The 15180-nt window shown below is 63.5% G+C and carries 14 protein-coding genes; 6 read left to right on the top strand and 8 right to left on the bottom strand.

From position 1 onward, the window contains the following. Nucleotides 1–120: 120 nt before the first annotated feature. Genes QA642_RS15735 through QA642_RS15715 form a run of 5 tightly spaced genes read left to right on the top strand, consistent with a single transcriptional unit; the run spans nucleotide 121 to nucleotide 5847 of the window. Nucleotides 121–936, top strand: a complete 816-nt coding sequence (locus QA642_RS15735) for an alpha/beta hydrolase (protein WP_283085465.1) — start codon at nucleotides 121–123, stop codon at nucleotides 934–936. 11 nt (nucleotides 937–947) lie between these two features. After that, the gene (locus QA642_RS15730; protein WP_283085464.1) at nucleotides 948–2237 is read left to right on the top strand and encodes an acyl-CoA dehydrogenase family protein; all 1290 of its coding nucleotides are present in this window, start codon (nucleotides 948–950) and stop codon (nucleotides 2235–2237) included. Between the two features lie 2 nt (nucleotides 2238–2239). Continuing rightward, the gene (locus tag QA642_RS15725) at nucleotides 2240–3766 is read left to right on the top strand and encodes a long-chain fatty acid--CoA ligase (RefSeq protein ID WP_283085463.1); all 1527 of its coding nucleotides are present in this window, start codon (nucleotides 2240–2242) and stop codon (nucleotides 3764–3766) included. After that, nucleotides 3763–4851, top strand: coding sequence for an NAD/NADP-dependent octopine/nopaline dehydrogenase family protein (locus QA642_RS15720; RefSeq protein ID WP_283085462.1), 1089 nt, complete (start codon nucleotides 3763–3765; stop codon nucleotides 4849–4851). The genes QA642_RS15725 and QA642_RS15720 overlap by 4 nt, the downstream gene beginning before the upstream one ends. Before the next feature lie 3 nt (nucleotides 4852–4854). Then, on the top strand, nucleotides 4855–5847 hold the full coding sequence (locus tag QA642_RS15715; RefSeq protein ID WP_283085461.1) for a 3-hydroxybutyryl-CoA dehydrogenase: 993 nt from the start codon (nucleotides 4855–4857) through the stop codon (nucleotides 5845–5847). Here QA642_RS15715 and QA642_RS15710 read toward each other — a convergent pair. The 6 genes from QA642_RS15710 to QA642_RS15685 form a co-directional block, all read right to left on the bottom strand. After that, complete coding sequence (locus QA642_RS15710) at nucleotides 5844–6890, bottom strand: peptidase M29 (RefSeq protein WP_283085460.1); 1047 nt, start codon at nucleotides 6888–6890, stop codon at nucleotides 5844–5846. The two genes, QA642_RS15715 and QA642_RS15710, sit on opposite strands and share 4 nt — an antisense overlap. A gap of 35 nt (nucleotides 6891–6925) precedes the next feature. Further along, nucleotides 6926–7693 (bottom strand): ABC transporter permease subunit, encoded by a 768-nt coding sequence (locus QA642_RS15705; RefSeq protein ID WP_283085459.1) that lies wholly within the window; start codon nucleotides 7691–7693, stop codon nucleotides 6926–6928. Continuing rightward, nucleotides 7690–8475: an ABC transporter permease gene (locus QA642_RS15700; RefSeq protein ID WP_283085458.1), complete on the bottom strand. Its 786-nt coding sequence runs from the start codon at nucleotides 8473–8475 to the stop codon at nucleotides 7690–7692. The genes QA642_RS15705 and QA642_RS15700 overlap by 4 nt, the downstream gene beginning before the upstream one ends. Continuing rightward, nucleotides 8472–9317, bottom strand: coding sequence for an ABC transporter ATP-binding protein (locus QA642_RS15695; protein WP_283085457.1), 846 nt, complete (start codon nucleotides 9315–9317; stop codon nucleotides 8472–8474). The genes QA642_RS15700 and QA642_RS15695 overlap by 4 nt, the downstream gene beginning before the upstream one ends. Nucleotides 9318–9442: 125 nt before the next feature. Next, on the bottom strand, nucleotides 9443–11137 hold the full coding sequence (ilvD, locus tag QA642_RS15690; protein WP_283085456.1) for a dihydroxy-acid dehydratase: 1695 nt from the start codon (nucleotides 11135–11137) through the stop codon (nucleotides 9443–9445). A 76-nt stretch (nucleotides 11138–11213) separates the two neighbouring features. Further along, a complete protein-coding gene (locus tag QA642_RS15685) occupies nucleotides 11214–12197 on the bottom strand; it encodes an ABC transporter substrate-binding protein (protein ID WP_283085455.1) in 984 nt (327 codons plus the stop codon). 167 nt (nucleotides 12198–12364) lie between these two features. On the opposite strand from QA642_RS15685, the gene QA642_RS15680 reads away from it, so the two are divergent. Then, complete coding sequence (locus tag QA642_RS15680; RefSeq protein WP_283085454.1) at nucleotides 12365–13273, top strand: NAD(P)-dependent oxidoreductase; 909 nt, start codon at nucleotides 12365–12367, stop codon at nucleotides 13271–13273. A 29-nt stretch (nucleotides 13274–13302) separates the two neighbouring features. Here the strand turns inward: QA642_RS15680 and QA642_RS15675 are convergent, their stop codons facing one another. Further along, entirely contained in the window at nucleotides 13303–13860 is a 558-nt protein-coding gene (locus QA642_RS15675) for a flavin reductase family protein (protein ID WP_283085453.1), read from the bottom strand. Nucleotides 13861–13869: 9 nt separating this feature from the next. Continuing rightward, nucleotides 13870–15093: an acyl-CoA dehydrogenase family protein gene (locus tag QA642_RS15670; protein ID WP_349253843.1), complete on the bottom strand. Its 1224-nt coding sequence runs from the start codon at nucleotides 15091–15093 to the stop codon at nucleotides 13870–13872. Between the last annotated feature and the right edge of the window lie 87 nt (nucleotides 15094–15180).

Raw genomic sequence — 15180 nt, 5'->3', positions numbered from 1 at the left:
AGCATCGCCTGAACGCCTGCATGCGAAAGAGCGGCCCGAAAATTGCTTTAAGTATAAAATTATCGCTTCCCATCGCCCACAAGCCTGTTAGCATCGCCGGGCCAAGCAAAAGGATGTCGCGTGTCGCAGCCGGCGCCAATCATAACAAGGGATGGACGCTTCGCCTATGAAGCCGCGGGCGATCCGGGCGCGATCCCTCTGATTTTCCTGCATGGCATCGGTGGCGCGGCACGGGCCTGGCGGCAGCAGCTTGCCACATTCGGCAACCGCTTCCGCGCGATCGCGTGGGACATGCCGGGCTATGGCGGGTCGGCGCCGCTCGCCAGCGTCAGCATCGCTGCCCTGGCCGATGCGCTCCAGCAATTCATCGAACAGATCGGCGCAAACAGGCCCATTCTGGTTGGCCACTCGATCGGCGGCATGATCGTTCAGAAATGGCTGATGCAAGCGCCGAAATTGGCGCGCGCTGTCGTTCTGGCGCAGACCAGCCCGGCCTTTGGCAAGGCCGATGGCGATTGGCAGAAATCGTTCATTGCGGCGCGGCTCGGACCGCTCGATCGCGGCGAGACGATGAAATCGCTGGCGCCTTCACTGGTGAAAGAGCTGATCGGCGACGACCCCGATCCCGAGGGCATGGAACTTGCGCGTGAGTGCATGGCAAGCGTGCCCGAGGGGAGCTATCGCGCCATGATGCTGGCCCTGATTGGGTTCGATCAACGCAGCACGCTCAAGGACATTTCCGTGCCGACACTGCTGCTGTCCGGCTCCAGGGACAACAATGCGCCCGCACCGATGATGGCGAAGACGGCGACCTACATTGCTTCTGCCGAATATGTCGAGCTGGCCGGCGTCGGCCATCTTGCCAACCTTGAACAGCCTGACGCCTTTAACGAGGCCCTTAGCCGGTTCCTGAACTCCGTCGCGACCAAAGCGTAAGGTGATGCGCAATGACCATGCAAGTCAGAAAGACGATCGGCACGACTGACAGGGTCGCGCTGGATGCGCCGATCTTCGATCCCGTCGCCTTTCGCCTGAGCGACGAGCAGGCCGGCATCATCGCGCGCGCGCGGGAGATCGGACAGAGCGTGTTCGCCGGCCGCGCCGCGACCTATGATCGCGAGGCGATCTTTCCGACCGAAAACTATCGCGACCTGCACCGCGTCGGGCTGCTCGGCATCGCCGTGCCCAAGAAGCATGGCGGGCTCGGTGCAAACTACCAGACCTATGCCCTGGCAGCCGCCGAGATCGGCCGCTATTGCGGCGCGACGGCGCTCACCTGGAACATGCATGTCTGCTCGACCTTGTGGTCGGGCCCGCTCGCTGACGATCTCGACATGGACGCAGAGACCCGCGCCGAACATGAACGCCGTCGCGCAGTTCACTACAAGCGCATCGTCGAGGATGGCGCGATCTATTCGCAGCCGTTCTCCGAAGGCGGCGCAGCAGCCGCGGGCGGCGTCGCGTTCGGCACGGAAGCAAGGCCCGTCGAAGGCGGCTGGATCCTCAACGGCAAGAAGATCTTTGCATCGCTCTCCGGCCACGCCGACTATTACGGCGTGCTTTGCACCGAGAACGAGGAAGGTGAGAAGGCCTCGCGCCGCAATACTCTCTACCTCGCCATCTCGGCAAACTCGGAAGGCGTCTCGGTCGTCGGCGACTGGGATCCGCTCGGCATGCGCGGCACGGTCTCGCGAACGCTGCTGTTCAAGGATGTCTTCGTTCCGGAAGATTCCGCGCTGATGCCGCGCGGCGTCTATTTCCAGGCGGCGATGCGCTGGCCACACATGTTCCTGACGCTGTCGCCGACCTATATGGGCCTTGCGCAAGCCGCTTACGATTTCACGGTGCGCTATCTGCGTGGCGAGGTGCCGGGCATGCCGCCGGTCAAGCGGCGGATGTACCCAACCAAGCAGATCGCGGTCGCGCAGATGCAGATCAAGCTCGAGCAGATCAAGGCGATCTGGTTCCAGGCGGTCACTGAAGCGCGCGCCAATCCGAGCAAGGAGCAGGTGCTCCGCGCCTATGCCGCGCAATATTCGGTGATGGAGGGCGCCAATGAGCTCGCGGCGCTCGCGATCCGCACTTGCGGCGGACAGGCGATGCTCCGCTCGCTGCCGCTCGAGCGCATCTATCGCGACAGCCGTTGCGGCTCGCTGATGCTGCCCTGGACCGCCGAACTTTGCCTCGACCGCATCGGCCGCGAGGCGCTGTACGAGAGCGGTGAGACGGACGACTGACGGTGGACCTCTGCAGTCTGATCGATCGCAACGCGGCGTTTTCGCCGGACAAGACAGCCATCGCCTTCGAGGGGCAGCGGCTGAGTTACGCGGCGTTTGCCGCGCGCATCGAACAGACGGCTACGGCGCTGAAGCAGGAGCTCGGAGTCGGGCGCGGCGACCGCGTCGCGATCCTGAGCCTGAACCGGCCTGACTATCTGGTTCTGCTCTACGCCTGCGCGCGGCTCGGTGCGATGCTGGTGCCGCTAAACTGGCGGCTGGCGGCCGCCGAGCAGCTCTTCATCCTCACCGATGCAGGCGCCAAGGTGCTGGTGCTGGAGCAGGCGTTTGCGGGTATTCTTCCCGAACTCGCGCCGGGGACTGCCGTCGTCGGCCTCGATTTCGCGCCACCGCGCGGCACGACGTTTGGGAGCTTGCTGACTCGTAGCGAGGGCAATGGCCGCAATCCGCACACCGATCTCTCCTGCCCGCTCCTGATCGTCTACACATCAGGAACGACCGGGCGACCAAAGGGCGCAGTGCTGCGCCAGGAGGCGCTGTTCTGGAACGGCGTCATGAGCCAGCACATGCACAACATGACGTCCGACGATCATGTGCTGACCGTGTTGCCGTTCTTCCATGTCGGCGGCCTCAACATCCAGACCACCGCAGCGCTCCAGCTGGGCGCGACCGTCACGATCCATGCCCGCTTCGCACCGGATACGGCGCTCACCGCGATCGAACGCGAGCGGCCGACGCTGACCGTGATGGTGCCGGCGATCATCCAAGCCGTGAGCGAGCATCCCTCATGGGCCGCGACCGATCTCTCATCACTCAAGGCGGTCGCGACCGGTTCGACCATCGTACCGCCGCACCTGATCGACCGTTTCGTCGCGCGTGGTGTGCCGGTGCTCCAGGTCTACGGTTCGACGGAGACCTGCCCCATCGCCGTCTACACACGCCTCGGCGGCGATCTCTCGCGGGCGGGATCGACCGGACTTGCGGGCCTGTGCTGCGAGGCGAAGGTGATCGACCAAGCGGGCCACGAGGTGCCCGCAGGTACCCCGGGCGAAATTGCGGTGCGCGGGCCCAACGTGTTCTTCGAATATTGGGGCAATGCGGACGCTACGCGCGACGCTCTGAACGACGGCTGGTATCGCACCGGCGATATCGGCTTGTGCGACGCGGACGGCTATTTCTGGGTGCGCGACCGCAAGAAGAACATGATCATATCCGGCGGGGAGAACGTCTATCCGGCCGAGGTCGAACGCGTCCTGCTCGAGCACCCCGATGTCAGCGAATGCGCCGTGATCGGCCGGCCCGATCCGCGCTGGGACGAAGTGCCCGTCGCCTTTGTGATCCCGCGATCCGGCTGCCGGCTCGACGCGGAGGAATTGCGAGCGCACCTTCGGGCGCAGCTCGCGCGCTACAAGGTTCCGCGCGATATCGTCTTCGTTACCGATTTGCCGCGCACGGCGCTGGGCAAGGTCCAGCATTTCCTCCTGAGGCAGCTTGATACGCAGTCGCGCGCACAAGGAGAAGCATCTTGAAGATTGCAGTCCTAGGTGGGGGAAACGGCTCTTTCGCGGCCGCAGGCGATTTTGCGCTGTCCGGGCATGAGGTCCGGCTCTGGCGTCGCGATGCCGATCAGGTCGCAGCACATCGCGCCGCCGGCTCGCGCATTCTGGTGAAGGATCATAACGGCCACCACGACGTCAAGCTTGCGCTGGTGACGACCGATATCGGCGAAGCCGTCAGCGGGGTCGGGCTGATCCTCTGCCCTGCCCCCGCCTTCGCGCAACCGGACGTCGCCCGCCTGCTCGCCCCGCATTTGCGGGATGGCCAAGTCGTGTTTCTGCCGCCGGCGACCTTCGGCTCGATGATCTTCGCGCAGGCCGCGCGGGATGCTGGAAACCATGCCAAGGCGAGCTTTGCCGAGACCGGCACACTGCCCTGGCTGACGCGGAAACACGGACCGTTCGAGGTTGCAATCACCATCCGTGCGAAGCGGCTGCCGGTTGGCGTGTTTCCGCTCGACCAGGCACCGCACGCACTCGAAGTGATTGGACGCGCCTTCCCCGATGCGATCGAGCCATGCGGAGATGCTCTCTCCGGCGCACTGATGAATGCAGGCCCGATCATCCACCCGCCGCTGATCGTGATGAACGCAGGTCCGATCGAGCATTTCGAGCGGTGGGACATCCACAAGGAGGGCACGCAGGCCGCGATCCGCCGGGTGACCGACACACTCGACGCCGAGCGGATTGCCGTGCGCGAGGCGCTCGGATATGGCGCCCCGCATTTCCCGCTGGCGCATCACTATGCGAAGGAGGGGGAAATCTGGATGTATGGCCGCGGCTCGCACGACCGCCTGACCGATTCCGGGGACTGGCGTGAGCGGATCATACTGACCGAGCACCGCTACATGCGCGAGGATTTGCGGCTAGGGTTATCGCTGCTGGTCTCTGTCGCCGCCCTGGCGGGTGTGCCCACGCCGCTGGCCAAGGCTTTCCTCGCTATCGGCAGCGCCATCTGCGGGGAGGACTTTGCACAGAGCGGGCGCACGCTCGAGACGCTGGGGCTTGGAAAGCTCGGCAAGGCCGACCTACAGACACTTCTGAGCACGGGATTCTGACCGATGACCAGCCGCGTCAAGATTGCCTGTCTCGGGGCCGGCCGCATGGGACGCGGCATCGCCGTCGCGTTCGCCTACGCGGGGCACACGGTCACGATGATCGACGTCAAGGCCCGTTCCGCGGAGGATTTTGCCAAGCTGGAGGCCGACGCACTCGGCGAGGTCAGGAAGACCTTTGCCAGCCTCTCAAAGCTGGGGCTGTTGACCGAGACGGATGTCGATCCGCTCATCGCGCGGGTGTCGGTGATGCCGGCGAGCCAGAGCGGCGCAGCACTGGCCCAAGCCGGCATAGTCTTCGAGGGTGTTCCTGAAGTCGTCGAGCTCAAACGCGAGGTGCTGGGGGCGGCTTCAAAAGAGATCGGCCCGGATACGATCATCGCGTCGACGACGTCGACCATCCTGGTTGACGATCTCTCCGGTGCGATCGTGCATCCCCGGCGCTTCCTCAACGTGCACTGGCTCAATCCGGCCTATCTGATTCCGCTGGTCGAGGTTTCACCCGGCAAGGCCACAGACCCTGCCATCATCGACGAAGTCAAGGCTCTGCTTGAAGACATTGGGAAGGTACCGGTGGTTTGCGCGGCGACGCCCGGCTTCATCGTTCCGCGTATCCAGGCGCTGGCGATGAATGAAGCTGCGCGCATGGTCGAGGAAGGTGTCGCCAGCGCCGAGGAGATCGACAAGGCGATCCGCTACGGTTTTGGTTTCCGCTATGCCGTGCTCGGACTGCTCGAATTCATCGACTGGGGCGGCGGCGATATTCTGTATTATGCCAGCCGCTATCTCGAAGGCGCGCTCGGCAGCGAGCGCTATCGCGCGCCGGAGGTGATCTCACGCAACATGCATGAGGGGCGGATCGGCCTGCGCACGGGCGCGGGTTTCCTCGATTATTCAGGCATGGACGTCGACGCTTACCGCGCCAAACGGCTACAGGCCATGGTCGACCTGCTCCGGCACTTCGACCTGGCTCGCCCGCCCGTGCTCGATCGCAACTAGCCGAAGACGTCCTGAAGAAGGCCTTCACGAACGACTGCGACACCATCGAGCTCGATCGTCGTTCCCATCATCGGTAAATCAAAGTGGCCTGCCGTATGGCGGCCGGCAAATTCGTTCGCCCCGGTCGAGAACAGGAAATTGCCGGAGACGGCGCGAATCTCGGTGCCGTTGGTGTCGCGCTGATCGTACATCGATAGCGCTTCGTAGCGCGCGCCGGGGTTCATGCCGAAGCCGACATGCGAGACCGCATAGGCTTCGCGATCGCCCCAGGCGGCGAGATAGGCGCGCATCATCGCAGCATCCGTGCCCTCGCCTTCCAGATCGACGACATAGTCGTCTTTCAAGGTCATCTTCACAGGCGAGGTCAGGTAGCGCTTGAAGGTGAGGTTGATGTCGCCGGGCGCCATCACCAGCGTGCCATTGATCGTCCCGCTCTTGGGGAAGCTGACGACGATGCCGCCGGGCCAATGCGCGAGCGTGCCTGGCTTGTCGGTCCAGCCCCACACGCCGACTGTGGAGGCACCGACCATATCTACGTCGAGCGCTGTGCCGGCCTTCGAAGTCACCCTCATCCGCCTGGTTCCGCGCAGCATCTTGGCAGCCGCGCGCACACGCTTCTCGAGCGCAGGATCGGGCACCATGCGCTCAAGCGCCTCGGGATGTTCGTTCGAGATCACGAGGATCCGCGCGCCGGCCTTCAGGATCTCAGGCGTCTCCACGGCATGCATCAAGCCTTCAATGGTACAATCGACCACGAAGCCGGCCTGCTGAAGCGCCGTGATGACCGGCCCAAGCTTCTGGATCGCCTCGCTCGCTCCCGTCGAGCGAACCGGCACGATGTTGCGGTTGCGCAGCGTCGGCATCACCACATGAAACGGCCGCGCACCCATGCGCAGCAGCGCAAGCTCCGCCAGATGCACGTTCAGCGCACGCGACTGGGTTTCCGAGAGGATCGCCGCGGTATCGCCGGGCTTGACGGCGCATCGTTCAAAAATCTCGCAAAACGCGTCGATCCATTTTGCTTCGATGCGGTCAGCCAGCATGATTCACTCCCGGTCTTTGGTTTCTTCTCGTCAGCTTACGCTTCGGGGAAGCCGCGCAGCAGATACGAGCGCACCGCCCCGAGCAGGCCATTCAGGATCAGGCCCAGCAGCGAGATCGTGATCAGCGGCACGAACATGTCGACGGCCTGGAAGGTCCGGGCCGCTGTCACCAGCGCATGGCCCAACCCGTCGGTCGACGTGATCATCTCAGCCAGAAACACCACGATGCAGGAAATGACAAGGCCGATCCGGCAGCCAGTCAGGATCGACGGCATCGCCGCCGGCAACACCACCTTGAACAAGATTTCGTAGCGCGGCGTTCCCGCGGCCATGGCCGACCAGATCAGCTTCTGCTCGACGGTCGACGCGCCATAATAGGTGGAGAGCAGGATAGGAAAAAGTGCGTCTGCAGCCACCAGCGTGATCTTCGAGCCGTGGCCGAAGCCGAGCAGCAGCAGAAGTGCCGGATAGAGCGCAACCTTGGGCAACGGCGCCAATACGCGCACGATCGGCCGAACCACGGAATTAAGCGCGGGACTGGCGGCTGCGGCGATGCCGATGCTGACGCCGAGCACGACCGCGAACGCAAAGCCGGCGAACAGCCGGATCAGGGTCGCCGCAATCTCCTGCTGAAATGCCCAGGTCACGAGCTGCTGGAGCAACCGGCTGAAGACGAAGCCTGGCGGCGGCAGCAAGACCGCAGGCGCAAAACCGAACGATACAAGGCCTTGCCACAGCGCTATCACCAGCACGATCGGCGCGAGCCCGAAAATGACGTTAGTGGGGAGAAGGCGCGGCATCATGAGAAGCTCAGCGGCATGTCGAACTGAGGCTCGGACCAGCGCACCAGCCGCGCGCGGATCCGCTCGAAGATCGCGTCGAGGCAGATGCCCATCGCTCCGACGATGATGATCATCGCAAAGACGGTGTCGTACTGTCCCATATCGAGCGCATTGAACAGGATGTTGCCGGCGCCGGACTGGCGCGCAATCATCTCGCTGGTGATCATGGTGATCAGCGCCAGCACGAGCCCCGTACGGCACCCGGTCAGGATCTCCGGCAATGCCGCCGGCAGCACGATCCGCACTAGCCGTTGCACGGCCGAAAGCCCCATCGCGGCACCTGACCACAGCATCTTCTCTTCGACTGCCTTGGCACCCTCGAAGCTGTGGTAGATCACAGGCAGGCTGACGCCAAGGAAGATCACCAGCGTCTTCGTGATGTCACCGACGCCGAGCCACAGCATGATGATCGGCATCAAGGCCGCTTTCGGCACCGGGTAGATCACCATCAGAAGCGGATTGAAGAAGGCCGCGACAGCCCGGCTGCGGCCCATCAACAGGCCGAGCGGAATCGAAACCAGCACGGCTATGCCGAACCCGATCGCCATGCGGCGGAGCGAGGCCAGAATGTTGATCAGTGACTCCTTGTCGCCAAGGATGTCCGGGATCGCGCGGATCGCCTCGATCGCTGTCGGAAAGCTGTCGTTCCTCAGCGCGAGAGAGGCGACCTGCCAAGCCGCCAGCAATACGATGCATGCGAGCACCGGGGCAGCGCGTCTGACCAAGGCGGCGGGCGTTATCATGCGGGCGCCCCGGCCTCGTCGCTCTCGTCGAACATGCGTTCGATGTCGACGACGTATTTCTGATAGCGCGGATCGAGCAAGAGCTCGTTACGCCGGCGCGGCCGCGGCAGATCGATGTCGATCACCTGCCTGATGCGGCCGGGCGATTTCGACATCATCACGACCTTGTCCGACAGGAAGACGGCTTCGTCGACCGAGTGCGTGACGAACAGCACCGTCTTGCGATCACGCTCCCAGATGTTCAGGAGATCGTTCTGCAGCCGCGTCCGGGTGTGCGCGTCCAGCGCGCCGAACGGCTCGTCCATCAGCAGGACCTCGGGATGATAAGCGAGCGTCCGAGCCAGCGCGACGCGCTGTTTCATGCCGCCTGACAGCTCCTTGGGGTAAAAATTCTCATAGCCCTTGAGGCCGACCATTTCGATCAAGGCTCGGCTCTGGGCTTCCGCCTCCCTGGCGTGCACACCTTGCTGGCGCGGGCCATACATCACGTTGCCGAGGACAGTCTTCCAGGGAAACAGTGCGAACTCCTGGAACACCGGCCCACGATCCGGCCCGGGCCCCGTAATCGCCTGTCCCTTGATCTTCGCCGCGCCGCTGGTTGGGCTAACAAAGCCACCGACGATGTAAAGCAAGGTCGACTTGCCGCAACCGGACGGACCGAGGATGGAGACGAAGGCTCCTTCGTCGATCGTCAACGAGATATCCGATAGCGCCAGATGATCTCTACGCGCCGAGGTCTGAAAGACCTGCGAGACGCGGTCGATCTCGATGATCGCAGAAGCCGGCTTTTGTGACGTCGCCGGTCCCACCCATTCGCTCGATCTCGAAGCCACCCTCGTCATCCCGTCTCCCGCTTCACTCGTGCGCGAACGTTACGCGACGGATCTGCCGAATATCCTCCATCAGCGGCACGAGCTTAGCAAGAAACCTGCCAGACAGGCGGACGTTTTCGCAAGGCAGCGGCGCGTCATTCGAACCAGGGCCATTCTGCCGGGCCTTCATGCGTGACGGCTCCGCCCGGCGCCTGCCCGACCAGCCGCGCATATTTTGCAAGCGCCCCCGCACGGTGACGCGGCGGACGTTGCTTCCAATCCCGTCGACGTGAAGCGAGTTCCTGCGCGTCGACCAGCATGTCCATGCGCCGGTTTGCGGCATCGATCCGAATCCTGTCGCCGTCGCGAACAAGCGACAGCGGACCACCGACAAATGCCTCAGGCGACACATAACCGATGCACATGCCGCGGGTCGCCCCAGAGAACCGGCCATCGGTGATCAGGGCCACTTTTTCGCCCATGCCCTGCCCGTAGATCAGCGCGGTGACACCGAGCATCTCGCGCATACCGGGGCCGCCGACCGGCCCTTCATTTCGGATCACGAGAACCTCGCCCGCCTTGTAGCTGCGGTCGCGAACCGCTTTGACACAGGCTTCCTCGTCTTCGAACACGCGCGCGACGCCCTCGAAGAACTGGCTCTTCAAGCCGGCAACCTTGATGACCGCACCGTCGGGACAGAGATTGCCCTTCAGCACCGCCACGCCACCATCGGGCATGATCGGCGTGCTGGCCGCGTGAACGATCTCGCCATCGGGCGCATTGGCGGCACCATATTCTTCAGCGAGTGTGCGGCCTGTGATGGTGATACAGCTACCGTCGATATACCCGCTCTGGATCAGCTCGCGGATCACCACGGCAGCGCCACCGATATCGTAGACGTCCTTTGCCGTGTACTTGCCGCCCGGCCGCAGATTCCCGATCAGCGGCGTTCGGGCAAAAACCTCGCCGACATCCTCGATCGTGAACGCAATGCCGGCCTCGTTCGCAATCGCCGGCAAATGCAGCGCGGCATTGGTCGAGCCGCCGGTCGCGGCGACGATCGCCGCGCCATTCGCAAGGGATTTCCGCGTCACGATGTCGCGCGGCAGCGGCCCGCCGCGTTCCAGCATCTCCATGATGAGCCGGCCGGCATGCCGCGAGATCTGCGCGCGCTCGGCATAGACACCTGGCACCATCGAGACGTTGGGGATGGTCAGGCCCATCGCCTCGGACACCATACCCATCGTGTTTGCAGTGAATTGGCCGGCGCACGCGCCGATGGTCGGCAAGCAGGCACGCTCGATCCGCTCGAGCGTGGTGCCGTCGATCTCACCGGTCATGAAGCTGCCGACGGCTTCATAGGAGTCGAGCACCGTGAGCGTCCGGCCATCCACGCGGCCCGGCAGCGAACTGCCGCCGTAGATGAAAATGGACGGCACGTTGCAACGAACCATGCCCATCATCACGCCGGGAAGCGTCTTGTCGCATCCGCCGTATCCGATCAGTGCGTCATAGGCGAGGCCGTGGACGACGGCCTCGATCGAGTCGGCGATCAGCTCGCGCGAAAACAGGGAGAACTTCATCCCTTCGTGATTCATGCTGATACCGTCAGACACCGAGACGGTCGAGAATTCGCGCGGCGTGCCGCCGGCCTCCTCAATTCCTGTCTTGGCCGCGGCCACCTGGAAATCATGAGTCATGTTGCAGGGCGTCTGCTCGCCCTTCATGCTGACGACGCCCACCATAGGCTTGGCAATTGCAGCATCGTCGAGCCCCATTGCGCGCATGAAGGCGCGGTGCGGGGCCCGATCGAGGCCGTCTGTCGTGACTCGTGATCGCAACTTTTTCATACGAACATCTTCTTCATGCAACGTCCCGGATCAGCCGGGACGCTGCGATCTCCTTGCTCGACGTTTAGCTGCTCGCCTATTCCAGCGGCGCGACGATCGTCGGATGCTTGAACTGCGCCGCGTCCAGCTTCGGTAGCATTCCCGTCTCGGCGTAGATGTCCAGCATCTTCTGGATCGCCGGGAAGTTCGGCGCGGCACCGGGATCGCGACCGAAATCATTGTCCTTGAGCAGATAGGTCTCCAGCACCGGAATGGGCGCCTTCAGGACCTCATTGACGACCTTCAGCGTCTCTTCGCGGTTCGCCAGCGCCTTCTTCATGCCCGCGGTGATGTCGCGGACATAGGCCTTGACCACCTCCGGGTTCTTGTCGACGAAATCGGCACGGCAGGCCTCCAGGATGTGCACGATGTTCGGCATGGCCTGCGACAGCGAGAACAGTTTTCTTGTTCCGCCCTTGGCTTCTGCACGCGCGGCAAACGGCTGGTTCATGTTGACCGCATCGACGCGGCCCTGGCGCAGGGCATCCTCGGAGACGGCAAAGCCGACCTCGACGAGCTTGATATCCTTGGCCGGATCGACGCCATTCTGCTTCAGCAGCAGATTGAACGGCCCTTGCGTTCCGCCGCCAATGACGGAAATGCCGACCGTCTTACCCTTGAGGTCCGCGATGGTCTTGATCGGCGAGTCATCCATCACCGCCCAATAGACCGAGAAGCCGCCAGGCTTTTCGAAGACGTGCTGCGCTACGATATAGGCCTTGAGGTTGCCGCCGACCACGCCGTTGGCCAGCGACAGTGGCGCCTGAGTCGCGCAGTCCAGCGCGCCGGCAGCCAATGCCTGCGTCATCGGCGCAGTGCCCTGAAATTGGGTCCATTCGATGTTGTAGGTCTTGCCGAGGTTGGGAAACTCAGCCGGGCGGCGCATCATCCAGTACTTGGATTCCTCGGCCGGGATCGTCCAGCCGACGCGGATCGTCTGCTGTGCCCATGACGAGCTTGCTCCAGCGCTCACGGCTGCTGCCGCTCCCAAAGTCAGGATCCACCTCGAGACGGTTCGCATCGTGCCAACTCCGCTGCTCCGGCGCCGACCGGCGCCACCCAACCCGACTGCCGCAAATGTTTCATGGTTCAAACAATCAGGCAAGCCATGCGGGTTGGACGGTTTCGCTGCCCGGCCTGCAATGTATGGTAAGGCGGAGTTTGCGCTGCGACAGAAAGAGGCAACCTATGGCTGATGCGAGCAAGACAAACCCGCAAGGCGTCGAGAGGCTCGGCTATCTCGGCCTTGGGCTGATGGGGACACCGATGACCCAGCGCCTGCTCAAGGCCGGCTATCAGGTCAGCGTCTGGAATCGCTCGGAGGGCAAGGTCGCTCCACTCGTCGAGGCTGGTGCAGGGCGTGCAGCCACGCCTCGTGACGTCATGGCGATCTCGGACATCGTCTTCATGTGTGTCACGGATGCCGCCGCCGTCGAAGAGCTGATTTTCGGGCCCGAGGGGCTCTCCACGGCGCCCGGCGCGGGAAAGCTCGTCGTCGACTTCTCATCGATCCATCCTGACGCCGCGCGCGACCTGGCGACGCGGTTGAAGGCGGCGAACGGTGCGGGATGGATCGACGCGCCGGTGTCCGGCGGCACCAAGGGCGCCGAGGAAGGCACGCTTGCGATCATGGCCGGCGGCGAAGCGGCTGACATTGAACGGGCGCGGCCCTATGTGCTGGCCATGGCCCGCAGGTTCACCCACATGGGCCCTACCGGCGCCGGCCAGACCACAAAGCTGTGCAACCAGGTGATCGTCGGTTGCGCGATGGCCGTGCTTGCGGAAGCAACACGCCTTGCAGTGAATGCCGGCATTGACGCCAACCGGTTGCCCGAAGCGCTCGCGGGCGGCTTTGCGGATTCCATTCCGCTTCAGCTGTTCGTGCCGCGGATGGTCCAGGGCATTCACTCCCCGCCTCTTGGGCACATTGCCACGATGCTCAAGGACCTCGATACGGTCGCCGACGTCGCGCAAACGACGTCGACACCGGTGCCGATGGCGTCGCTGGCGGGGCAGCTCTTCAGGCTGGCCAAGGCCGCGCGCGGCGCAGAAGCGGATGCGCTGGAAATCTACAAGCTTTCAGCAGCAGAGCGCTAGGCCGTCGCGCGGCTCGGAGCGCATCACGGCTACTTCTTGCGTTCGTCGTCAGTCAGGAACCGGCCATACGTCCCACGTGCAAACAGCAGCGGCTCGCTGGCGTTGTAGGCATAGGCCTCGACCGCGCCGAGAAAGATTACGTGATCGCCGCCATAATAGCGATTGACCGATCGGCATTGAAAATTGGCGACGCTCTCGGCGAGCACCGGCGCATTGCCGAGGCCCGGCGTCCAGTCGACGCCCGTGAACTTGTCCTCGGTCGATTTCGCGAACTTGTTCGCAAGCGCCTGCTGTGAGGTGCCGAGCACGTGAACGGTGAAATGGCTGGCGTTCTGAAACACGGTCAGGCTCGACGAATAGACCCCGAGGCTCCAGAGCACCAGAGGGGGATTTAAAGAGACCGACGCGAACGAATTGCAGGTAATGCCATAAGGCTTTCCGTCGGCGGCCGTGGCGGTGATGATCGTCACGCCCGTTCCGTATGTGCCGAGCGCGTTGCGAAAATCGCGAGGATCGATCGGCGAGCTGTCGCTCGCAAGTTCATTGGCTGGATCAGGAACGGCCGGCTGCTTCGGCAGGTCAGTCATCGGCCGGCCTCACAAAGTGAGGTTCTCGGACGGTAGCCCGAGAGCCACGCGCCCATAGTTGGTTCCGGCCGCATCGAAATTGAATGCAAGATGCGAGTTGATGGCGTGAGCGTCGCGGAATTGCCGCTGCAACACGCCTGTCGTGAACAGGCCGCGCGCTCCACTCGCCGCAAACAGCATCGAGACCGCCTCGGTGCACAGATTCACCGAAAAGGCTCCGTCGCGTCGATACCTGGTTTTCGTCGCCATATCGGGAATATGACGGCGTCTCGCATTCCCAACGGCTTCGATACAGGCCGAGCGCATGATCAGACGCGCAGCATCAATCTTGGCCGAAGCCTCCGCGATCTTGATCTGCGTGCTTTGGAAGTCGCTAAGTTTGGCGCGGTTGTAGGTAGAGATGCGATGACGCGCGACTTCCGCATAGTCGTCAAGACACGCTTGCGCATTCCCCAGTGCAACGCCGGACAGGACGTAGGGAAACAGCGAGAACACGGGCAGCGTATACGACGGATTGGGATTGACGCTGCTTCCAGGCGTCGGACCGCCGGCAAGATCGCCGACGGCGACCGTCATGTAATCGGGCACAAAGGCATCCTTGACCTCGACGTCGGAGGAACCGGTGCCGCGCAATCCCGCGACATTCCAGGTGTCCAGCACCTTGTAATCGTCTTTCGGCAGCAGAAAGATTCGATATTCGATGCCATCAGCCTCGTCGTCGGAGTAGACAACGCTCGCGAGCATATTCCAGTCGCAGGAGGCAACGCCCGACGAGAATGGCCAGCTCCCGTGCAGCCGGTATCCACCCTCGACCCTCGTGGCGCGACCGGCCGGAAAAATGAACGAGGACGCAATCAGCGCATCCGGATCGCGCCCCCAGACCAGATCCTGCGCCTTCTGCTCGAACATGCCGAGCATCCAATGATGGCTCGCCAGATTGGCGAGATTCCACGCAACTGATGCGTCCGCCCGTCCGAGCAGCTCCGCGCAGTCAACGAGGGCGACATAGTCAAGCTCGGCGCCGCCGACGCGTGTCGGCTGAAGCATCCGGAACAGGCCGGCGTCGTGGAGATCCTTCTCGGTTTCCGGCGGAAGATGCCGCAGCTCCTCCGTCTGCGCAGCCCGTTCGCGAAGCTGCGGCAGAAGCGTCCGGGCCTTCGCGATCATGGCCGTATAGGCGCTGCCTTCCGGTCCTGTCGGCTGGCCCATGCTCGGCTCCTGATCGGGCGCCATTCGTGTCCCTCGCTGTCGCTTAGTTATGCGGCGAGAGCATCGCCAAAGCAAGCGGATGCGGAGCCGGGCGCGTGAGCCTGACTGCGC

Origin of the sequence: Bradyrhizobium sp. CB2312, from assembly GCF_029714425.1 — a bacterium.
Classification (GTDB): Bacteria; Pseudomonadota; Alphaproteobacteria; order Rhizobiales; family Xanthobacteraceae; genus Bradyrhizobium.
Note: the sequence above shows the minus strand (reverse complement) of the source record. Positions and strands in the feature narration are given on the sequence as shown.